23 protein-coding genes and 1 tRNA gene are annotated in these 19,880 nt (G+C 72.9%); 7 read left to right on the top strand and 17 right to left on the bottom strand.

The window, feature by feature from the left end; translation table 11 throughout:
• Positions 1-55: 55 nt before the first annotated feature.
• Together ACIQOE_RS24305 and ACIQOE_RS24300 are read right to left on the bottom strand one after the other, a co-directional pair.
• Positions 56-2,617 (bottom strand): MFS transporter, encoded by a 2,562-nt coding sequence (locus ACIQOE_RS24305; protein WP_363013014.1) that lies wholly within the window; start codon positions 2,615-2,617, stop codon positions 56-58.
• 19 nt (positions 2,618-2,636) lie between these two features.
• Positions 2,637-3,200 (bottom strand): MarR family transcriptional regulator, encoded by a 564-nt coding sequence (locus tag ACIQOE_RS24300; RefSeq protein WP_351316231.1) that lies wholly within the window; start codon positions 3,198-3,200, stop codon positions 2,637-2,639.
• A gap of 194 nt (positions 3,201-3,394) precedes the next feature.
• On the opposite strand from ACIQOE_RS24300, the gene ACIQOE_RS24295 reads away from it, so the two are divergent.
• Positions 3,395-3,598 carry a hypothetical protein gene (locus tag ACIQOE_RS24295; RefSeq protein WP_351316229.1) on the top strand — a complete coding sequence of 68 codons (204 nt, stop codon included), beginning with the start codon at positions 3,395-3,397 and terminating at the stop codon, positions 3,596-3,598.
• Between the two features lie 115 nt (positions 3,599-3,713).
• Here the strand turns inward: ACIQOE_RS24295 and ACIQOE_RS24290 are convergent, their stop codons facing one another.
• The 9 genes from ACIQOE_RS24290 to ACIQOE_RS24250 form a co-directional block, all read right to left on the bottom strand.
• The gene (locus ACIQOE_RS24290; protein ID WP_399011956.1) at positions 3,714-4,061 is read right to left on the bottom strand and encodes a hypothetical protein; all 348 of its coding nucleotides are present in this window, start codon (positions 4,059-4,061) and stop codon (positions 3,714-3,716) included.
• A gap of 439 nt (positions 4,062-4,500) precedes the next feature.
• Positions 4,501-5,415 carry an RNA polymerase sigma factor SigF gene (locus ACIQOE_RS24285; protein ID WP_365559171.1) on the bottom strand — a complete coding sequence of 305 codons (915 nt, stop codon included), beginning with the start codon at positions 5,413-5,415 and terminating at the stop codon, positions 4,501-4,503.
• Between the two features lie 707 nt (positions 5,416-6,122).
• Positions 6,123-6,992, bottom strand: a complete 870-nt coding sequence (locus tag ACIQOE_RS24280; protein ID WP_351317819.1) for an RNA polymerase sigma factor SigF — start codon at positions 6,990-6,992, stop codon at positions 6,123-6,125.
• A gap of 205 nt (positions 6,993-7,197) precedes the next feature.
• Positions 7,198-7,491, bottom strand: coding sequence for a Dabb family protein (locus ACIQOE_RS24275; RefSeq protein ID WP_401413696.1), 294 nt, complete (start codon positions 7,489-7,491; stop codon positions 7,198-7,200).
• A 21-nt stretch (positions 7,492-7,512) separates the two neighbouring features.
• On the bottom strand, positions 7,513-7,689 hold the full coding sequence (locus ACIQOE_RS24270; RefSeq protein WP_351316217.1) for a hypothetical protein: 177 nt from the start codon (positions 7,687-7,689) through the stop codon (positions 7,513-7,515).
• 218 nt (positions 7,690-7,907) lie between these two features.
• Positions 7,908-7,992, bottom strand: a tRNA-Ser gene (locus ACIQOE_RS24265).
• 215 nt (positions 7,993-8,207) lie between these two features.
• Positions 8,208-8,639 carry a tRNA adenosine(34) deaminase TadA gene (gene tadA, locus ACIQOE_RS24260; protein ID WP_351316214.1) on the bottom strand — a complete coding sequence of 144 codons (432 nt, stop codon included), beginning with the start codon at positions 8,637-8,639 and terminating at the stop codon, positions 8,208-8,210.
• Positions 8,640-8,695: 56 nt separating this feature from the next.
• Positions 8,696-9,223, bottom strand: a complete 528-nt coding sequence (locus ACIQOE_RS24255; protein WP_351316212.1) for a hypothetical protein — start codon at positions 9,221-9,223, stop codon at positions 8,696-8,698.
• Between the two features lie 360 nt (positions 9,224-9,583).
• Positions 9,584-9,772, bottom strand: coding sequence for a hypothetical protein (locus tag ACIQOE_RS24250; RefSeq protein ID WP_351316209.1), 189 nt, complete (start codon positions 9,770-9,772; stop codon positions 9,584-9,586).
• Positions 9,773-9,906: 134 nt separating this feature from the next.
• On the opposite strand from ACIQOE_RS24250, the gene upp reads away from it, so the two are divergent.
• Positions 9,907-10,542 carry a uracil phosphoribosyltransferase gene (gene upp, locus ACIQOE_RS24245; protein ID WP_351316206.1) on the top strand — a complete coding sequence of 212 codons (636 nt, stop codon included), beginning with the start codon at positions 9,907-9,909 and terminating at the stop codon, positions 10,540-10,542.
• Between the two features lie 288 nt (positions 10,543-10,830).
• On the opposite strand, the gene ACIQOE_RS24240 is transcribed toward upp, so the two are convergent.
• The gene (locus ACIQOE_RS24240) at positions 10,831-11,484 is read right to left on the bottom strand and encodes a LytR C-terminal domain-containing protein (RefSeq protein ID WP_362639789.1); all 654 of its coding nucleotides are present in this window, start codon (positions 11,482-11,484) and stop codon (positions 10,831-10,833) included.
• A gap of 148 nt (positions 11,485-11,632) precedes the next feature.
• Entirely contained in the window at positions 11,633-11,929 is a 297-nt protein-coding gene (locus ACIQOE_RS24235) for a type II toxin-antitoxin system VapB family antitoxin (RefSeq protein WP_003999914.1), read from the bottom strand.
• A 111-nt stretch (positions 11,930-12,040) separates the two neighbouring features.
• Between ACIQOE_RS24235 and ACIQOE_RS24230 the strand changes: the two genes are divergently transcribed.
• Positions 12,041-13,558: a helicase HerA-like domain-containing protein gene (locus ACIQOE_RS24230; protein ID WP_399011964.1), complete on the top strand. Its 1,518-nt coding sequence runs from the start codon at positions 12,041-12,043 to the stop codon at positions 13,556-13,558.
• 63 nt (positions 13,559-13,621) lie between these two features.
• Here ACIQOE_RS24230 and ACIQOE_RS24225 read toward each other — a convergent pair whose 3' ends face one another.
• From ACIQOE_RS24225 to ACIQOE_RS24210, 4 genes are all read right to left on the bottom strand, one after another.
• Positions 13,622-13,750, bottom strand: coding sequence for a hypothetical protein (locus tag ACIQOE_RS24225; RefSeq protein WP_401413692.1), 129 nt, complete (start codon positions 13,748-13,750; stop codon positions 13,622-13,624).
• A gap of 58 nt (positions 13,751-13,808) precedes the next feature.
• Entirely contained in the window at positions 13,809-14,153 is a 345-nt protein-coding gene (locus tag ACIQOE_RS24220; RefSeq protein ID WP_401413690.1) for a hypothetical protein, read from the bottom strand.
• Between the two features lie 94 nt (positions 14,154-14,247).
• Positions 14,248-14,958 (bottom strand): HdeD family acid-resistance protein, encoded by a 711-nt coding sequence (locus ACIQOE_RS24215; protein ID WP_351316191.1) that lies wholly within the window; start codon positions 14,956-14,958, stop codon positions 14,248-14,250.
• A 138-nt stretch (positions 14,959-15,096) separates the two neighbouring features.
• Positions 15,097-15,738: an HhH-GPD-type base excision DNA repair protein gene (locus tag ACIQOE_RS24210; protein WP_365559180.1), complete on the bottom strand. Its 642-nt coding sequence runs from the start codon at positions 15,736-15,738 to the stop codon at positions 15,097-15,099.
• Between the two features lie 205 nt (positions 15,739-15,943).
• Between ACIQOE_RS24210 and ACIQOE_RS24205 the strand changes: the two genes are divergently transcribed.
• From ACIQOE_RS24205 to ACIQOE_RS24190, 4 genes are read left to right on the top strand one after another with little or no spacing between them, the layout of a single operon-like run.
• Entirely contained in the window at positions 15,944-18,064 is a 2,121-nt protein-coding gene (locus ACIQOE_RS24205; protein ID WP_401413687.1) for a penicillin acylase family protein, read from the top strand.
• Positions 18,057-18,647 carry a GNAT family N-acetyltransferase gene (locus ACIQOE_RS24200; protein ID WP_351316182.1) on the top strand — a complete coding sequence of 197 codons (591 nt, stop codon included), beginning with the start codon at positions 18,057-18,059 and terminating at the stop codon, positions 18,645-18,647. The genes ACIQOE_RS24205 and ACIQOE_RS24200 overlap by 8 nt, the downstream gene beginning before the upstream one ends.
• Positions 18,634-19,107, top strand: a complete 474-nt coding sequence (locus ACIQOE_RS24195; RefSeq protein ID WP_362640219.1) for a cupin domain-containing protein — start codon at positions 18,634-18,636, stop codon at positions 19,105-19,107. Before ACIQOE_RS24200 ends, ACIQOE_RS24195 begins: the two co-directional genes overlap by 14 nt.
• On the top strand, positions 19,104-19,862 hold the full coding sequence (locus ACIQOE_RS24190; protein WP_365559185.1) for an SDR family oxidoreductase: 759 nt from the start codon (positions 19,104-19,106) through the stop codon (positions 19,860-19,862). The genes ACIQOE_RS24195 and ACIQOE_RS24190 overlap by 4 nt, the downstream gene beginning before the upstream one ends.
• Positions 19,863-19,880 lie beyond the last annotated feature (18 nt).

The raw sequence follows: 19,880 nt of genomic DNA, 5'->3' as shown, positions 1-19,880 counted from the left end.
GAGTGTGACGGCCCGGGGCAGCCGATGCACCATCGCTGCCCCGGGCCGGGGTGAACTACTCGCCGGGGTGGGAGAGTTCGATGTCGTGCCCGTCGACACCGGCGCCGGTGACGTTCAGGGCGGTGGCGATCGGCGGGTAGCCCGTCGCGATCACGGTGTAGTCGCCGCCGTCCAGGTCGGCGAAGGCGTACGCGCCGTCCAGGCCGGTGGTGGAGGTGCCCACCACGTTGCCGGCCGCGTCCACGAGGGTGACGCGGGCGTCGGCCAGCGGCCCGTGCGGGGCCCGCACGACACCCTGGAGCTGGGCGCCGGCGTCCAGGTCGACCTCGATCCGGGTGACACCGGTGGTGCCGATCTGGACCGGCAGGGCGCGCGGGCGGTATCCGGCCGCGTTCACCGCGACCGTCACCACGCCCGGCACCAGGTCGCCGAAGACGAACTGGCCCTGCTCGCCGGTGGCCGCGGTGGCCAGCAGGTCGCCGCGCACGTCGGTGACGATCACCATGGCGTCCTTGACCGGCAGCGCGCTGCCCGCGCCGCGGACCACACCGCTCAGGCCGCTGGTGCCGCTGAGCAGGATGTCGTACGGCAGCGGCTCCTCGCCCACCAGGACGGTGGAGGCCTGCGGCTGGTAGCCGTCGGCGGAGGCGATCAGCACGTACGAGCCGGCGCCGGGGGCGTCCAGGCGGTAGGAGCCGTCGAAGCCCGCGACCGCGCGGCCGAGCTGGCGGCCGGAGAGCGAGATGAGGGTGACCGCGGCCTGGGCGACCGGGGCGCTCTCGGCGCCGCGCACGAAGCCGTGCACCGGGGTGGAGCCGGAGCCCGCCGACTGCTCGGGGGCGGCGAGGGTCGCCACGGCGGTGAACTGCCCGGCGGTCTCGGCGGCGGTGTCCGTGCCGGCGGCGGCGACCGGGACGGCCCAGCTGGGGACCGTCTCCTCGGCGGGAGCCGGGACGGCGGCGGTGACGGCGGTGACGGCGGCGGCCGGAGCGGCGTCGATGCCCTGCTCCTCGGCGTCGGCCGCGGCCTGGGCGAGCGCGCCCTTGGTCCGCAACGGGACCTCCTTGATGAACAGGGTGATCAGGAACGCGAGGGCCGCGAGGCAGCCGGCGATCAGGAAGACGTCGGCGATGCCGTGGCCGTAGGCGCTCTGGAAGAGGATGCGCAGCGGGGCGGGCAGCGCGCCCAGGTCCGGGAGGCTGTCGCTGGACGAGCTCGAACCCGCGAGGGCGGCCTGGTACTTGTGCGGGAGGTCGGCGGCACCCTGGGTCACGTAGTGCGTGATCCGGTGGGCCATCACCGCGCCGAGCGCGGAGACGCCGACCGCACCGCCGAGGGAACGGAAGAAGGTGACCGTGGAGCTGGCCGACCCGAGGTCGGCGGGCTCGACCTGGTTCTGCGTGCAGAGCACCAGGTTCTGCATCATCATGCCGATGCCGAGGCCCAGCAGCGCCATGAAGATCGCCATCTTCCAGTACGCCGTGTCGTACCGGATGGTCCCGAGCAGGCCGAGACCGGCCGTCACGAGCACGCCACCGCTGACCAGCCAGGCCTTCCAGCGGCCGGTACGGGTGATGAACTGCCCGGAGACGGTGGAGGAGATGAACAGGCCGCCGATCATCGGGATCGTCAGCACGCCGGACATCGTCGGCGACTTGTCGCGGGCCAGCTGGAAGTACTGGCTGAAGAAGACGGTGCCGGTGAACATCGCGACACCGACGAACAGCGAGGCCATCGAGGCCAGCGTGATGGTGCGGTTGCGGAACAGCCGCAGCGGGATGATCGGCTCCTTGGCCTTCGACTCGACCAGGATGAAGATCAGACCGAGGACGATCGAGCCGCCGATCATGGCGTACGTCTGCCACGAGATCCAGTCGTACTTGTCACCGGCGAAGGTGACCCAGACCAGGAGCAGCGAGACGGCGGCGGCGACGAAGAACGCGCCGGCCCAGTCGACCTTGACGTCACGCTTCAGCACCGGCAGGTGCAGGGTCTTCTGCAGCACGATCAGCGCGATGACGGCGAACGGGACACCGACGTAGAAGCACCAGCGCCAGCCCAGCCACGAGGTGTCGGTGATGACACCGCCGAGCAGCGGGCCGCCGACGGTGGCGACGGCGAAGGTGGCACCGAGGTAGCCGGAGTAACGGCCGCGCTCACGCGGCGAGATCATCGCGGCCATGACGATCTGGGCGAGCGCCGACAGACCGCCGACACCGACGCCCTGGATGACACGGCAGGCGATCAGCATGCCGGAGTTCTGCGACAGACCGGCCGCCGCGGAACCCAGGACGTAGATGACCAGGGCGATCTGGACGAGCGCCTTCTTGTCGTACAGGTCGGCGAGCTTGCCCCACAGCGGGGTGGTCGCGGTCATCGCCAGCAGCGAGGCGGTGACGACCCAGGTGTAGGCGGACTGGCCGCCACCCAGGTCGGTGATGATGTGCGGCAGCGCGTTGGTGACGATCGTGGAGGACAGGATCGCCACGAACATGCCGAGCAGCAGCCCGGATATCGCTTCCATGATCTGCCGGTGGGACATCGGGGCAGCCTGCTCCACGGAGCCTCCCCCGTGCTTTGCATGGGCCCGCACACCGGCTGGTGTGGTCGTTGCCATGGGCTTCCTTTTCTACGTCTTATGCGGGTGTACGGGTGGTCGGTGCGAGTACGGGGGCGGTGGGGGCGCGGGCGGCGGAGGTGACCTCGGCCGTGGTGCCTGCGGCGCCGGGGACCGGTCCGGCGGGGGCCGTCGCGGTCAGCCGCGGCGTGGCGGGCCGGCAGTCGAAGCTGTCCCGGAGCCGGGTCATCAGCCGGATCAGCTGGTCGACCTCCTCGTCGCTCCAGTCGCCCAGCCGTTCGGTGAGCAGTTCGGTGCTGCGCCGGGACAGGTCCACCAGCGTCGCCTCGCCCGCGGGGGTGAGGCGCAGGATGCGGGACCGCTTGTCCGCCGGGTCGGGAGACCGCTCGATCCAGCCGCGCTCGGCGACGTGCGCCACGTGCCTGCTGGTCACGGACATGTCCACCGCGAGCAGCTCGGCGAGCTTGCTCATGCGCATGGATCCGTAGCGGCCGAGCAGCGTCAGCACGGCCGCGGAACCGGCCGGGCATTCGTGCGGAAGAATCCGCGCGAGGTCCCGCTTCACGGCTCCGACGGCGCTGAGCTGACGCGCCAGCTCCTCGAACTGCGCCTGCTCCGCCATCACACCTCCCGTATTCGTTGCTTGGGGCAACCATAGAACTACTTGGTTGCCACAGGCAAATATATGGGCGATGCTGGAGGCCAAAACTTGGCAAAGGCAAGTATTGCGATCGTAAACAGCCAGGTGAGGCGGCTTGTGATTGCGGGTGGCCCCCCACTTGGGCCGGACCACTGGATTCGCTAATGTCTCGGGGCATGGCTAACACCCAGGGCCCCCAGGGCAACTACGACCCCGCCGGCAGCACCCAGATGTTCCGCGCGTTCGTCGACGAGGCCCCGCAGACCCCTCAGCAGACGGCTTCCCCCTCCGCCTCCGGCGGCCCCCGCATCGGCCTGATCCTCGGCGTCGTCGCCGTGGTGGTCGTGGTCGCGGCGGTGGCCTGGCTGGCGCTCAAGTAGTCACCCGCCGCCCGCCCGGCCCCTCGGCGCTACGAGGGCCGCGGCGGCGGCGCGACGTGGAACCCGGGGTGTCCGGCGCCCCGGGCTTTCGTCGTACCCGCACGGACGGGACGGCTCAGCTCCAGTCGACCGTCACGATCCGGGTCTCGACGTGCATGCCCAGCGGCACCCGCCAGTCGTCCACGCAGACCGTCCAGGTCCCGCTCCCGCGGGAGCCGGGCGCGACCGGGACCGGCAGCGGCCGCGTCGAGGTGATCGTCGCCCAGTCGACGCCGAGCGCGCCGATGATGTGCGTGCCGAGGGTGATCGTGCCCGAACGGACCGCCGTGCCGCCCGTGTTGCGGAACCCGACCGTCACCTTCTCGCACCACCGCTTGTCGGTGGCCTCGCGGACGGGAGCGCTCCAGGTGAGGTCGGCGGGGGCGGCGGGGCTCGTGGGGGCGGGCGAGGAGGGTGCCGACACAGACGGGTCGGGTTCCGGCGCGTGCGGTTCCGGCGCGTCCGACCGCCGGTTCCCGGTGCCGCTGTGCCCCGGTGAGGCGACAGGCGGGCTCGTGGTCGTGGCCGCGGGACCGGTGGGTGCGCCCGCGGTGCCGGCCGCCGGACCTCCGCCCGCTCCGGCCGACCCGTGCGGCGTCCCGGCCGGTGAGCCGTCCAGCGGGACCAGCGTCACCGAGCCCGTGGGGCCCGATGACGGCCCGGGTGACCCCGGGCCGGTGCCCACCGCCCCCACCGCCGTGTAACCGCCGCCACCGCCTCCGCACGCCGTGAGTGCGGAGGCCAGGCAGAGCGCGGCCGCCGATGCCGCCGTGACGGCGCCCCGGCGGCCGCTCGGTGTCCTACGGAGAAGCATCGCGCCAGTGTGGCTGACGCTCCGTCAGTAAGGAACCCGTCGGCACCGCTCAGTCCGCGATCAGGCCCTCGCGGAGCTGGGCCAGGGTGCGGGTGAGCAGCCGGGAGACGTGCATCTGGGAGATGCCGACCTCGTCGCCGATCTGGGACTGGGTCATGTTCGCGAAGAAGCGGAGCATGATGATCCGGCGCTCGCGGGGCGGGAGCTTGGCCAGCAGCGGCTTCAGCGACTCGCGGTACTCGACGCCCTCCAGGGCCGTGTCCTCGTAGCCGAGGCGGTCGGCCAGCGAGCCCTCGCCGCCGTCGTCCTCGGGGGCCGGGGAGTCGAGCGAGGAGGCGGTGTAGGCGTTGCCCACGGCCAGGCCGTCGACCACGTCCTCCTCGGACACGCCCAGCACCGCGGCCAGTTCGGTGACCGTCGGGGAGCGGTCCAGCTTCTGGGACAGCTCGTCGCTGGCCTTGGTGAGGGCCAGGCGCAGCTCCTGGAGGCGGCGCGGGACGCGGACCGACCAGGAGGTGTCGCGGAAGAACCGCTTGATCTCGCCGACGACCGTCGGCATCGCGAACGTCGGGAACTCCACGCCCCGTTCGCAGTCGAAGCGGTCGATCGCCTTGATCAGGCCGATGGTGCCGACCTGGACGATGTCCTCCATCGGCTCGTTGCGGCTGCGGAAGCGGGCCGCCGCGTAGCGCACGAGCGGGAGGTTCAGTTCGATCAGGGTGTCCCGGACGTAGGCACGCTCGGGGCTGTCCTCATCGAGTGCGGCGAGGCGCAGGAACAGGGAGCGGGACAGGGTGCGGGTGTCGAGGCCCTCCGTGGTGCCCGGGACCTCCGGGGTCGGCGGGGTCTCCAGCGCCGGGGCGCCGTCGATGCTGTCGAGCACGTCGATGGCGTCGAGCTCCTTGGGCGCTGCCTCGCTCTTCGTGGGCGTAAGCACCTTCGAGCTGCCCTGTTCTGCGGACATGCCACCCCCTTTGGGTCGCGGGACGGTCGCGGCGACGCCCCTCACGAGGAACGGCGCCTTCACCTGAATACCGGAGCCGGAGCCCCGGCAAACGCGCTTCCCGCAGAATGTCACATGTCGGCAACACGCTGTAGTGACATGTCGACATCCAAAAACCGAATCCGCCCTGGATGCAGGGGGTCTGACGCTTTTTCGACCCCGAACTGTCGGGAACTGTGCTGGTGAGCGATTCGCTCGCGACGGTGATGGCTCGATCCTGCTTGCGGTTATGGCCGCGCGAAGTCGTCGGAAGCGTGTCTCGACGGGATAACGGGTCCCGCCGCGGGCGCTGCGCCGGTGCGCACGGCGGCCCGTACGACGGCGTGTGCGACGGCGCGCGCGGCCTGTGGCCGGGGGCTCGGGCCGGACGAGGGGCGGCGGCTGAGCCGCGTTTCCAGGCGGGGCGCCGGGGTGGGCGCGGGGCCGGAGCGTCGGTCCGGGGCGGGCGCCGGACGGAGGCGGAGCCATCGGGCCTGGACCGGGGCCGGGGCGGGCCCTCGGGCCGGGGTGGGGCGTCGGGCCGGGTGTCGGTCGGGGTGGGCCCTCGGGCCGGGAGTCGGTCGGGGTGGGGCGTCGGGCTGGGCGCGGAGCCGGGGCGGGCACCAGGGGCCGGGAGGCGGGTGGGGCGTCGGGCGGGGCGGGGCGGCGGGGGTCGGGCCGGTGGAGGGTCAGGCCTCGATGCGGTTCGCCGAGCGCAGGCGCTGGAAGCTGCGGGCCAGGAGCCGGGAGACGTGCATCTGGGAGACGCCCAGCTCCGCGCTGATCTGCGACTGGGTGAGGTTGCTGTAGTAGCGCAGCAGCAGGATTCGCTGCTCGCGCTCGGGGAGCTGGACCAGCAGGTGGCGGACCAGGTCGCGGTGTTCCACGCCGTCCAGGGCGGGGTCCTCGTAGCCGATGCGGTCCAGCAGGCCCGGCAGCCCGTCGCCCTCCTGGGCGGCCTCCAGGGAGGTCGCGTGGTACGACCGGCCGGCCTCGATGCAGGACAGCACCTCCTCCTCGCTGATCCGCAGCCGCTCGGCGATCTCGGCGGTGGAGGGGGAGCGCCCGAAGGCCGTGGTCAGGTCCTCGGTGGCGCTGTTGACCTGGACCCACAGCTCGTGCAGCCGGCGCGGGACGTGCACCGTGCGGACGTTGTCCCGGAAGTAGCGCTTGATCTCGCCGACGACGGTCGGCATCGCGAAGGTCGGGAACTGTACGCCCCGCTCCGGGTCGAAGCGGTCGATGGCGTTGATCAGGCCGATGGTGCCGACCTGGACGACGTCCTCCATCGGCTCGTTGCGGGAGCGGAAGCGGGCGGCCGCGTACCGCACGAGCGGGAGGTTCGCCTCGATGAGCGCCGCGCGCACCCGGCCGTGGTCCGGCGTGCCCGGCTTGAGGTCCTTCAGCTGCCCGAAGAGCACCTGGGTCAGCGCCCGGGTGTCGGCGCCCCGCCGTTTCTCCGGGGGCGGTGCGGGCGCCTGGGCGGGCGGCTGGGGCGTGGGGGGAGCGGGAGCTGGCGCCTCTTCCTGGGGCGGCGCAGAACTGGCCGACACGGTCAACGCCACCTCTTCATCGGTCAATCATCCGTCAAAAGCGGTCATAGCATCACAAGACATGTGCACTGTGCGCAAGCACCGCATAACGTCGTGTTGAGAGTGAAAGTTGGCAAGTTGGGGCATAAGACGCGAAAAGGCCCCCCGCCGTTCCGGGCGGAGGGCCTGTCGCCAGCGGGCGCCGTACGCCCGCGGCGGGGCGTGCGGCGGCTCAGAACTCGTAGTCGGCGATCACCCACGTGGCGAACTCCCGCCACTGCGCGGCGGCCTCCTGGTGGGCCGGGTGCTCGATGTACCGCGTGAGCGCCTCCGCGTCCTCGACGGCCGAGTTGATGGCGAAGTCGTGGGCGATGGGCCGGTCGGTGATGTTCCAGCCGCACTCCCAGAAGCGCAGCTCCTCGATCGCTCCGCCGAGCGCCCGGAAGGCGGCGGCGCCCGCGACGGCCCGCGGATCGTCGCGCTCCACGCCCTCGTTGAGTTTGAAGAGGACCAGGTGGCGGATCATGGTTGCTCCCGGGGTGGTGCGCTATTTGGCTCCGTCGACGAGCCAGGTCATGAACGTTCCGACGGCCTTGGCGGCGTCCGAAATGCCCTCAAATCCTATCTGGACGTAATCGGCCGCCTTGGCCGGGTCTGTGATGATCACGTAGAGCGCGAAGACCACGAGCACGTACGTGGCGATCTTCTTGGCATTCACCGCCACCGCGGCCTCCCCTGTGCCTGCCTCTGCCGGCGTGTCTGCGTAGCCTGTGGACCCTGCTGCCGGCCGCGAGTGTAACCTTCACGCCCCCCTCGCGGGCCAACGGCCCGCTGGTCGAGGCCCGTTGCCGGGCCGGGGGGCGTGAACGGGGGCGCGTGACGGGGCTGTCCGCGACCGTGGACGCGCAAAGGGCCCCGTCTTTCGACGGGGCCCTTTCACGGCGGTAGCGGAGGGATTTGAACCCTCGGTGACTTGCGCCACACTCGCTTTCGAGGCGAGCTCCTTCGGCCGCTCGGACACGCTACCGAGAGAGACCTTACAGCACGGAGGGCCGTGCTCTGAAATCGCTTTTCGGGAGCCGGGAACAGCCCGGGGACCGGTCCACGGACCGGTGCGGGGAAGGGCTCCCCGGCCGGTCACGGCAGGTCATCCGCCAGCCTCGTGCGGTCCTCGTGCGGTCCTCGTCGGGCTCTCGTCCGGTCCAGCCTCGTGCCCGTCCTCGTCCGGTTCTCGTCCGGTCCTCAGCGGTCCCGGAAGAATTCCGTGAGCAGCCCGGCGGACTCCCCGGCCAGGACGCCTTCGACGACCTCCGGGCGGTGGTTCAGGCGCCGGTCGCGCACGACGTCCCAGAGGGAGCCGGCGGCCCCGGCCTTCTCGTCGCGCGCGCCGTAGACGACCCGGTCCACCCGGGACTGGACCAGGGCGCCCGCGCACATGGTGCAGGGCTCCAGCGTCACCACGAGGGTGCAGCCGGTGAGCCGCCACTCCCCGAGCGCCGCGGCGGCCCGGCGCAGCGCGAGGACCTCGGCGTGCGCGGTGGGGTCGCCGGTGGCCTCACGTTCGTTGTGACCGGTCGCGAGCACCGTCGTACCGTCCGGGGACAGCACGACGGCGCCGACGGGGACGTCCCCGCCCCGGACGGCCTGTCCGGCCTCGTCCAGGGCGAGTCGCATGGCGGCCCGCCAGCGGTCGCGTACCGGGTCCGGGGACCCGGCTGCCTCGTGGGAGGTCAGCGGACGGTCTCCAGGACCTCGGCGGCGCCCAGCACCTCGGCGATCTCACTGAGCGCGTCGTCGCTGAGCGAGAGCAGCTCCTTCGCGCTCACGCCCAGGTCGTCGAGGATCCCGCTGTCGCCCACCGGGCCGGACGGCACGGCGGAGGTGTCGGTGTCCTCGTCGTCCTCGGCCTCCGGCTCGCCGTCCTCGGTGCCGTCGAGATCGAGGGCGTCCAGGTCGTCGTCCTCGTCCTTGGGCTCCCTTCCGAGCAGTTCGTCCGTGAGCAGGAGCTCGCCGTACGAGCTACGGGCGGCAGCGGCCGCGTTGGAGACGAAGACCCGGGGGTCCTCCTCGCCGTCCACGCGTACGACGCCGAACCACGCGTCCTCCTGCTCGATGAAGACGAGCACCGTGTCGTCGGCGTCCGGCGCCGATTCCCTGGCCAGGTCGGCCAGGTCCGACAGGGTCTCCACATCGTCGAGCTCTGTGTCGCTCGCTTCCCACCCGTCTTCGGTGCGCGCGAGCAGTGCGGCGAAGTACACCGTGACTCTCCCACTGGTCCTAGGCGTGCCGGTTGGGGGTCCCCCCGGCGGAGGTTCTGGGCGGGGAGAGCTGGGCTCCGAGCCCACCCACTCGGAATCGTGGCAGAAACAAGGCGTTCAGGGGACGTCTTCGGCTCCCTGTGTCCGGCAGTTTTGATCGCACGTATGCAAAGAGGCTTCCAGCCGCCCGCGTACGGAACCACCAGCGCACTCGTTGCCGCCACCTGCGGATCGTACGCGGGTTTTCCCGCGGGCCACGCACGGCCTTCCCCATGACGGACCGCAACGCCCCCCAAGCAGTGGATCTTTGCCGGACGATCGGCCGTACGACGTCCGCCGTTCCCGCGGTGTCGCCGATTCCTACCAGCGGAACGTCCGCATGCGCATGGCGTGTCGCAGCCGGGCCGTCTTGACGCGGCGCGGCTGGACGCGGTCGCGCAGGGCCCTGGCCTCGGCGAGGTCGCGCAGGAAGCGGGCACGGCGGCGCCGGCGCTCAGCCTCCGTCTCGCCCTCGGGCGCGCCGTAGCCGCGGTCGGCGGATCCTGGCACTTCAGGAAGATCAGACACGGTCACACCACCCCAGTCCGGTCACTCCCACGTTCCCCCGGACGGGGGGTTTGATGCCAACGAGACGCCGGGTGGGTCCGCGCGAGGTGTTCGCGGACGCGGTTACTGTTGTGGACATGCGTCTCCACGTCGTCGACCACCCTCTGGTCGCCCACAAGCTCACCACCCTGCGCGACCAGCGCACCGACTCCGCGACGTTCCGGCGGCTCGCCGACGAACTGGTCACGCTGCTCGCCTACGAGGCGACGCGTGACGTGCGGACCGAGGCCGTCGACGTCCAGACCCCGGTCTCGCGCACGACCGGCGTCAAGCTCGCCCGTCCCCGCCCGCTGGTGGTGCCGATCCTGCGCGCCGGGCTCGGCATGCTGGACGGCATGGTCCGGCTGCTGCCGACCGCCGAGGTGGGCTTCCTCGGCATGATCCGCAACGAGGAGACGCTCCAGGCGTCCACGTACGCCTCGCGGATGCCGGAGGACCTCTCCGGGCGCCAGGTGTACGTCCTGGACCCGATGCTGGCCACGGGCGGCACGCTGGTCGCGGCGATCCGCGAGCTCATCAGGCGGGGCGCGGACGACGTGACGGCGGTGGTCCTGCTGGCCGCGCCGGAGGGCGTCGAGGTCATGGAGCGGGAGCTGGCGGGGACGCCGGTCACGGTCGTCACGGCGGCCGTCGACGACCACCTCAACGAGCAGGGCTACATCGTCCCGGGCCTGGGCGACGCGGGCGACCGCCTGTACGGGGCGGCCGAGTAGGACCCGCCGGGGCGGCCGAGTAGCACCGGCGGGGCGGCCGAGTAGCACCCGCCGGGACGCCCGAGTAGTACCAGGCGGGGCGCCGCGGAGTGCGGGCCGGGCGACAGTCGGCCCGCACGGCCGCGGCTGCCCCACGCAAAGACGTGGCGGCCCTGACCCGCACGGCCCCGATCCTGCCCGGCGGGCTCGGACGACACCCGATTGCCGTCGCCCGACGGGCCGCGCCCGGACGGGGGTTCGGCCCTCGCCCGGGGCCCGTCCGGCCGGGCGGTCGGGCGGACGGGGGTGTCAGCAGTGTTTCTTGGTGGTGTTCGCCGGCGGTTCGGGATGGGAGAGGGCCGTCAGGGCCTTCACGGCGGCCGCCTGCGGGGTGAGGGCCTTGAACGCGTCGCCGATGATCAGGTCCACGGCGGCGCCCTTGCGGCCCGCCTCCGTGCGCTGGTCCGGCGCCGTGACCTGCGTGGCCAGCACCGGCAGCGAGGTGCGCAGGGCCGCGGCCGGTCCGAGCAGGACGGCCGTGCCCTTCACCTTGGCGTCGAACTTCGCCGGCGCGTTGCCGACGTCGCCGATCTTGAAGCCGCGTTTCTTGAGTTCGTCCGCGGTGTCCTTCGCCAGCCCCGTACGGGTCGTGGCGTTGAAGACGTTCACCGTGATCTGGGCCGGCTTGGGCAGGACCGCTGCGGAAGTGCCGGCCGCGGGCTTCGCACTGGCCGCGGCCTGCTTCACGCACGCCGTGGCTCCGGCCGCCGCAGCCTCTTTGCCGCCGCCCGTGAAGACGTCGATGAGCTGCAGCGTGCCCCAGCCGACGAGGCCGAGCGCGGTGACGGAGGCGACCGCGGAGAGGACGAGCCGGGCATGCCGCCGGCGCGGGCGCATGCGTGGGTATTTGTCCCCTGTGATCCGGTACTGGCCGCCCATGCCGGGGGGAGTCAGCATGCTCATGAGCGCAGCGTAGTGCGCCGCGGGAGCGTTGACTAATAGATGATCATCCGACGTCGCGCGGTCCAACCCGAAAGGGTCAACCGGCGTCAACCGGCGGGTGACGAAAGGGTGTCGGCCGGGGTGCCCGGACCGACCCGGTCGGTCCCGGTCAGTCCAGTTCGAGCACGCGCGCGTGCAGCACCTGGCGCTGCTGGAGGGCGGCACGGACCGCGCGGTGCAGCCCGTCCTCCAGGTACAGGTCGCCCTGCCACTTCACGACGTGCGCGAAGAGGTCGCCGTAGAACGTCGAGTCCTCGGCGAGGAGGGTCTCCAGGTCGAGCTGCCCCTTGGTCGTCACGAGCTGATCGAGGCGGACCGGGCGCGGTGCGACGTCCGCCCACTGCCGGGTGCTCTCCCGGCCGTGGTCGGGGTACGGCCGGCCGTTTCCGATGCGCTTGAAGATCACACGGAAAGCCTACCGGTCCTGACGTTCCGGGCGCAGCCATGGCGCCCGAGTGCGACGCTGGAAAAGACACCGTAAAGGTCAACAAAAAGGCAAAACGGAACAGGGGCTCCGATGATGAGTGCCGGTGAAGCCGCCGCGATCGCCGCCGGGTACGCCTTCACCGGTCCGGCCCTGGACCTCGGTGCCCTCCTCTGGGACGGCCGGTGCCGTCCCGACGCCCAGGTCCGCATCCCGCTCGCCGTGCTCAACCGGCACGGCCTGGTCGCCGGCGCCACCGGCACGGGCAAGACCAAGACGCTCCAGCTGATCGCCGAACAGCTCTCGGCGCAGGGCGTTGCGGTCTTCCTCGCGGACGTGAAGGGCGACCTGTCCGGCATCGCGCGCCCCGGACGGCGCGACGAACGGGTGCTGGGACGGGCCGGCGAGGTGGGGCAGGAGTGGACGGCGACCGGCTTCCCCGCGGAGTTCCTGGCGCTCGGCGGCCTCGGCCACGGCGTCCCGGTCCGCGCCACGATCACCAGCTTCGGCCCGGTCCTGCTCGCGAAGGTGCTCGGACTCAACCCGACCCAGGAGCAGTGCCTCGGCCTGATCTTCCACTACGCCGACACCAAGGGCCTGGAGCTGATCGACCTCAAGGACCTGCGCGCGGTGGTCGCCTTCCTCACCTCCGACGAGGGCCGGCCCGAACTGAAGGGCATCGGCGGGCTGTCGACGGCCACGGCCGGGGTGATCCTGCGCTCCCTGACCGCCTTCGAGGCGCAGGGCATGGCGGACTTCTTCGGCGAGCCGGAGTTCGACACGGCCGACCTGCTGCGTACGGCGGCGGACGGCCGGGGCGTCGTCTCGGTCCTGGAGCTGGCCGCCGTACAGGACAAGCCGCTGCTCTTCTCCACCTTCCTGATGTGGCTGCTGGCCGACCTCTTCCACGACCTCCCCGAGATCGGCGACGCCGACAAGCCGAAGCTGGTCTTCTTCTTCGACGAGGCGCATCTGCTGTTCAGCGGCGCCTCGAAGGCGTTCCTGGAGGCCATCACCCAGACGGTCCGCCTGATTCGCTCGAAAGGGGTCGGCGTCTTCTTCGTCACGCAGACTCCGAAGGACGTACCGTCCGACGTCCTGGCGCAGCTCGGCAACCGCGTCCAGCACGCGCTGCGCGCCTTCACGCCCGAGGACCAGAAGGCGCTGCGGGCCACCGTGCAGACCTTCCCGAAGTCGTCGTACGACCTCGAAGAGCTGCTCACCGGCCTCGGCACCGGCGAGGCCGTCGTCACCGTGCTCAGCGAGCGGGGCGCCCCGACCCCGGTCGCGGCGACCCGGCTGCGGGCCCCGGAGTCCCTGATGGCGCCGGTCGACGCGGCCGAGCTGGACGAGGCGGTCCGGGAGTCCGCCCTGTACGGACGTTATGCACAGGCTGTGGACCGGGAGTCGGCCTACGAGAAACTGCAGCGGGCCCGGGAGTCCGCGCCGGCGGCACCCGCGGGGAGGGAACCCGCGCGCGCGGCGGAACCCTCGCTCGTCGAACAGGTGGTCGGCAGCGGGATGTTCAGGTCCCTGGCCCGATCGGTGGGCACCCAGCTGGGCCGCGAGATCACCCGTTCGCTGTTCGGTACTGCGCGCCGGCGCCGCTGACGGGACGGCCGGCCGGGCCGGGCGCCCCGCGCGGGCCGCCCGGCCGTCCGGTGGTTCCGGGAGTCAGCCGCGTTTCTGCTGCTGCGGGCGCGGCCTCGGCGGCTCCGTCATCTTCGCCTCCGGCTTCGGCATGCTGCGGGCGGCCTCCGCGCGCAGCAGGGCGCGCAGGACGGCGTACGGGTCTGAGGACATGGCTGTGTTCCTTGCGTAGTACCGACTGACCTGGGGGAGTGCGGGAGCTGTCGGTCGGTCAGCAGCGCAGGACCACGGTGCGCAGCAGGGGTGTGGCGTACGGCGGACGCGGTGCCGCCGCGCACGGGCGGTGGCGGTCCGCCGGATCGGCGGGCGCCGTACCGGAGAGCGGTGCGGGGCGCTGGGGTACGTCGGCGCGGTGGACGGCGCGGGCGGGGAGCCGCAGCGGGGTGTCGAGGGCGTCGTGTTCGGCCGTCTCGGCGGAGGCGGCCGGTGCGGCGGACGCGGTGCGGGACCCGGCCGCGGTTCCCGCACCGGCCAGCAGCAGGGCGAGCAGCAGCACGAGCGCCCGCAGCCAGGTGTGTCCCGGCCGCGGGCGCCCGCAAGGCGAACCGCTGCTCATGGCGGTCATCTCCCCGCGCGGCCGGAGGTGTTCACCGCACCCGGCGTGAGATCCGCTCGCTCGGCGTACCGGTGAGGCGCGAGGTTGACGGCGCTCACAGGGTCTGCGGGATGTGCTTGGCCCGGCCGCGGATGCCGAACGAGGAGATGATCTCCACGATGCCGACGACCACCAGCCAGATACCGGCGACCAGCGTCAGCACGGCGACCGACTCGAACGGCGAGACGATCAGCACGATGCCGGCGATGAAGGTGACGATCCCGAGGAAGACCATCCAGCCGCGGGCGGGCATCCCGGGGTCGTGCACGGCGGCGATCGTCTGGGTGATGCCGCGGATCAGCCAGCCGATCCCGATCCACAGGGCGAGCAGCAGGATCGACTCCAGCGGGCCGCGGAAGCAGAACAGGCCCAGCACGATCGACAGCGCGCCGCTGATGAAGGCCAGCACGCGCAGCGAGGTCGTCTTGTGCGTGCCGAACGCCGAGACCAGCTGGAAGACACCGCTGATCAGCAGGTAGATGCCGAAGAGCACGCCGGCGGCGAGCAGTGAGGCGCCCGGCCAGACGAGGACCAGGACGCCCAGGATCAGCGAGGCGATCCCGGTGAGCAGGACGGTCTGCCAGGCCGCCTTCGAGAGGGCGTGCAGCGGTCCCTCGAAAGGCGGTTCGGGCTCGTGCCGGGAGGCGGTGGCCGTCGGATACCCGGGCGTGGGGACGGTGGCGGGCGGGTGGGCTGAAGCCGAGGCCGGGGCGGCGTGGGCCGTGCGGTCGTCGTCGGCGGGGCCGGTGCTGGGAGGCTCGGTCATGCCTCCAGCTGAAACCTGCGGGTTCACCGCTGCCAGCAGGAGGCGGCCGATCGGGTGACGGAGCCGCCACCGTCCCGGCTTCTTCTCCCGCCACCGTCCAGGCTTCTTCTCCCGCCACCGTCCAGGCTTGTTCTCCCGCTACCGTCCCGGCTTCTTCTCCCCGGCCTTCGCCGCCTTCGCGGCGGCCTTCAGCTCCTGCTTGTGCGCCCGCACCTTCGCCAGGGACTCGGGTCCGGTGATGTCGGCGACGGACCGGAACGCCTCCGCCTCCCCGTACGCCCCCGCGGCCTCCCGCCAGCCCTTCGGCCGGACCCCCAGCTGCTTGCCCAGCAGGGCCAGGAAGATCTGCGCCTTCTGCTTGCCGAAGCCGGGCAGGTCCTCCAGCCGCGCGAGGAGTTCGGCGCCGCTGCCGACGTCGTGCCACAGGCCCTCGGCGTCACCGTCGTAGTGGTCGACGAGGTACTGGCACAGCTGCTGGATCCGCTTGGCCATGGAGCCGGGGTAGCGGTGCACCGCGGGCTTCTCGGAGAGCAGCGCGGCGAAGGCCTCGGGGTCCTGGGCGGCGATCTCGTGCGCGTCCGGGCCGTCCGTCCCCATCCGCCGGGCGATGGCCGCCGGTCCCTTGAACGCCCACTCCATCGGCACCTGCTGGTCGAGCAGCATGCCGATGAGGTCGGCGAGCCTGCTGCGGCCGAGCAGTGCGTCGGCCTCGGGGTCCTGGGCGAGGCGCAGGGCCGTGGCGCCGGCGCTCGTGTCGTTCCGGTCGGAAGTGGCGTCCATGGCTCGATGATCCCGCGCCCGCACCGGCCCCGCGCGCCCGCACCCCCTCCGCGCGCCCGCGCCCGCACCCGCACCCGCACCTGCTCCGCGCCCGCACCGGCCCCGCACCGCCCCGGCCCGGCCCGCGTCGCTCCCGCACCGCTCGCGTACGATTCCCCCACGATTCAGCTTAGGCAAGCCTAACCTTAGACAAGAGGTGTCGCAGGTGACCGTCACGACGTACCGAGACCCCTGGGGCATTCCGCACCTGCGGGCGGCCGACGCCCGCGGACTCGCCCGTGCGCAGGGCCGGGTCACCGCCCACGACCGGGCCTGGCAGCTGGAGGTCGAACGGCACCGGGCCCAGGGCACCTCGGCGTCCTTCCTCGGCTCGGAGGCCGCGGCCTGGGACGTCTTCGCCCGCCGGGCCCGCCTCGCGGACACCGCGAGACGCTGCTTCGAGGCGCTGGAGAGACAGGACCCGGAGACCGCCGACTGGGTGCGGGCCTACGTGCGAGGGGTCAACGAGGGCCTGGCCGCAGGCGCGGCCCGCGCGCCCGAGTTCGCCCGCACCGGCCTCACCCCGGGCACCTGGGAGCCCTGGCACCCGCTGGGCGTCTGGCTGGCCACCCACATCCTGTTCGCCGGCTTCCCGGCCAAGCTCTGGCGCGAGCAGGCGATCCGGCACCTGGGAGAGGAGGCGGTCCCGCTGTTCGCCACCGACGGTCCGGGCACCGCCGGCAGCAACGGCTGGCTCCTCGCGGGCTCCCGCACCACCACCGGCCACGCCCTGCTCGCCGGCGACCCGCACCGCTTCATCGAAGCGCCCGGCGTCTACCAGCAGATCCGCCTCGCCTGCCCGGAGTTCGACGTGGTCGGCCTGGCCGTCCCGGGCGTCCCCGGCATCGCGCACTTCGCCCACACCGGCACGGTCGCCTGGTCCATCACCAACGCGATGGCCGACTACCAGGACCTCTACCGCGAACGCCTGCGCCGTACCGGGACCGACGTGACGGCCCTGGACCCGGACGGCACCTGGCGGCGGACCGAACGGCACACGGAGACGGTGGAGGTGGCGGACGGCCCGCCGATCGGCGTCGAGGTGCTCGAAACCGCCCGCGGCCCGGTGATCTCGGCCCACGGACCGGCCGGCTCCGCGCACGGCACGGACGGCACGCCGGATGCCGACGCCGACGCCGACGGCGAAACCGAGGCGCTGGCCCTGAGATACCCGCCCCGCGTCACCGGCGACCTCGGCTTCGGCGCCCTCCTCCCCCTGCTCCGGGCGCGCAGCGTCGCCGACGTCGACCGCGCCTTCGACGCCTGGACGGAGCCCGTCAACGTCGTGCACGCCGCCGACACCGCCGGAGGCGTCCTGCACCGCGTCGCCGGCCGCGTCCCCGTCCGCTCCCGCACCAACCGCCTCCGCCTCGCGCCCGCCTGGACGGACGGCCACGCCTGGCAGGGCTGGCACGAGATGCCGTACGGCGAGATCACCGACGGCGTCGCCGTGATGGCGAACCAGCGCGGCCCCGCCACCCCCCTCGGTGTCGAGTTCGCCCCGCCGCACCGCGCCGACCGCATCCGCGCCCTCCTCGACGAGCGCCGCACCTGGTCCGCCGCCGACCTGCCGGCGATCCACACCGACACCCACCTCGCCTCCGCCGCGCCCCTCCTCGACCACCTCGCCGCCCTGGACGGCCTCACCACCGGGGCGGCCGGCCTGCGCGACCTGCTGCTGGCCTGGGACCGCCGGATGGACGCCGACAGCACCGGCGCCGCCGCCTACGCGGCCCTGCGCACCGCGGTCGTACGACGCCTCGCCGCCCACCCCGCCTTCGCCGCCCTCGCCGAACCCCCCGCCGTCCCCGAGGTCCTGCTGCCCTGGCTCGCCCTCACCCCCCGGATCGCCTTCGCCCTCGAACACCTGCTGAGGGCGGAGGAGTTGTTCGGCATCGACCGTGCCGCCGTCGTCCGCGCGGCGGTGGAGGACGTCGCCGTGAGCGGGCCCGCCGGCACCTGGGGCGACACCCACCGCCTCGCCCCCTGGCGGGCGCTGCCCGACGGGCCGTACGAGGGACCGGCCCTGTCCGGCGACCACGACTGCGTGCTGTGCACCTCCGCCGTCCCCGGCCTCACCGACCTCGCCGCCCGCGGCCCGGCCGCCCGGTACGTCTGGGACCTGGCCGACCGCGACAACAGCCGCTGGGTGGTGCCCTTCGGCGCCGACGGCGTCCCCGGCGCACCGCACCACACCGATCAACTCGCCCTGTGGCTCAAGGGCGACCTGGCCCCGGTCGGCACCGACTGGGACCGGCTGCACCTCGTGGAGGAGACCCATGACTGAGTACACCGTCGACGGCTACGGCACCGTCCGGATCCGCCCCCTGGACCCCGAGCGCGACGCGGACGTCGTGCACGCCTGGGTCGCCGAGGAACGTGCCGCCTTCTGGGGCATGACCGGCCTCACCCGCGCCCGGGTCGTGGAGATCTACGCCCACCTGGCCGGCCTCGACACCCACCACGCCTACCTCGCCGAGAAGGACGGCGTCCCGGCCGCGCTCCTCCAGACGTACGACCCGGCCGCCGACCGTGTGGGCGAGTGCTACGACGTCCGCCCCGGCGACATCGGCATCCACGTCCTGCTCGCCCCGGCCGGACCGGACGGCCCCCGCCCCGGCTGGACCGACGCCCTCCTGTCCGCCGTCACGGAGTTCGCCCTGCGCACCCTCGACCGCCGGCGCATCGTCGTGGACCCGGACGTCCGCAACGAGAAGGCCATCGCCCGCTTCACCCGCCAGGGCTTCACCCGCGGCCCGGCCGTCGTGCTCCCCGAGATCGACCTGCCCGACGTCCGGCTGCCCGAGAAGCACGCGCAACTGGCCTTCCTGACCCGGGCGGTAGCCTTCGCGGATGCTGACCCCCGATGACCTGATCGCCCACTACGGCCTGGAGCCGATCCCGCGCGAGGGCGGCCTGTTCCGGCAGACCTGGGCCGGTCCCGACCGTGCCGACGGCCGGCCCGAGGGCACCGCGATGGTCGGCCTCCTCACCGCGGACGACTTCTCGGCCCTGCACCGCCTCCCCACCGACGAGATCTGGCACCACTACCTCGGCGACCCGCTGGACCTGCTGCTCCTCGCCCCCGACGGCAGCACCCGCAGCGCCGTCCTCGGTCCCGACCTCGGCGGCGGCCAGCAGATCCAGCTGACCGTCCCGGCGGGCACCTGGATGGGCGGCCGGGTGGCGGCGCCCGGCGCCTGGACCCTGTTCGGCTGCACGATGGCCCCCGGATTCACCTTCGAGGGGTACGAACACGGGAACGCGGCCGGTCTCACGGCGCGTTACCCCTCCGAAGCCGCCCGCATCACGGGACTCTGCCGTCCATGAACCAGCTACTGGACGGACAGACGGCCCTGGTCACGGGCGCGAGCGGCGGCATCGGACGGGCCATCGCGCTGCGCCTTGCGGAACAGGGCGCGGCGGTCGCCGTGCACTGCCGTACGGCACTGGCGGCGGCGCGCGAGGTCGCCGCGGCCATCGGCGACCGCGCGGTCGTCGTGCAGGGCGACCTGTCCGACGAGGAGACCTGCCACCGGATCGTCCAGGAGGCCGCGGACCGGTTCGGCGGACGGCTGACCGCGCTGGTCAACAACGCGGCCGTGCAGCCCGTGCAGCCCCTGCCCGGCATGACCGCGGCCGAGTGGCGCGCGGTCGTGGACACCGATCTCGGCAGCGTCTTCGCGTGCACCCAGGCGGCCGCCGACATCATGCGCGCCCAGCCCGGCGGCGGCACGATCACCCACATCGCCTCCATCGAGGCGTCCCACCCGGCCGTCGGCCACGCCCACTACAGCGCGGCCAAGGCGGCGGTGGTGATGCACGCCCGCTCCGCGGCCCTGGAGTACGGCCGCCTCGGCATCCGCGTCAACACCGTCTCGCCCGGCCTGATCGACCGGGAGGGCCTGGCCGAGGCCTGGCCGGAGGGGGTGCGCCGATGGCAGGAGGCGGTGCCGACGGGCCGCCTCGGCCGCCCCGAGGACGTGGCGGACGCGGTGGTCTTCCTGGCGTCCCCGCTGGCGTCCTGGATCACCGGCCACGACCTCGTGGTGGACGGCGGGGTGTCCGCCCGCCCGACGTGGTGACGGCGCACCGCACCACGA

It is taken from the genome of Streptomyces sp. NPDC091282, from assembly GCF_044757385.1.
In the GTDB taxonomy this organism is placed as follows: domain Bacteria; phylum Actinomycetota; class Actinomycetes; order Streptomycetales; family Streptomycetaceae; genus Streptomyces; species Streptomyces gramineus.
Note: the sequence above shows the minus strand (reverse complement) of the source record. Positions and strands in the feature narration are given on the sequence as shown.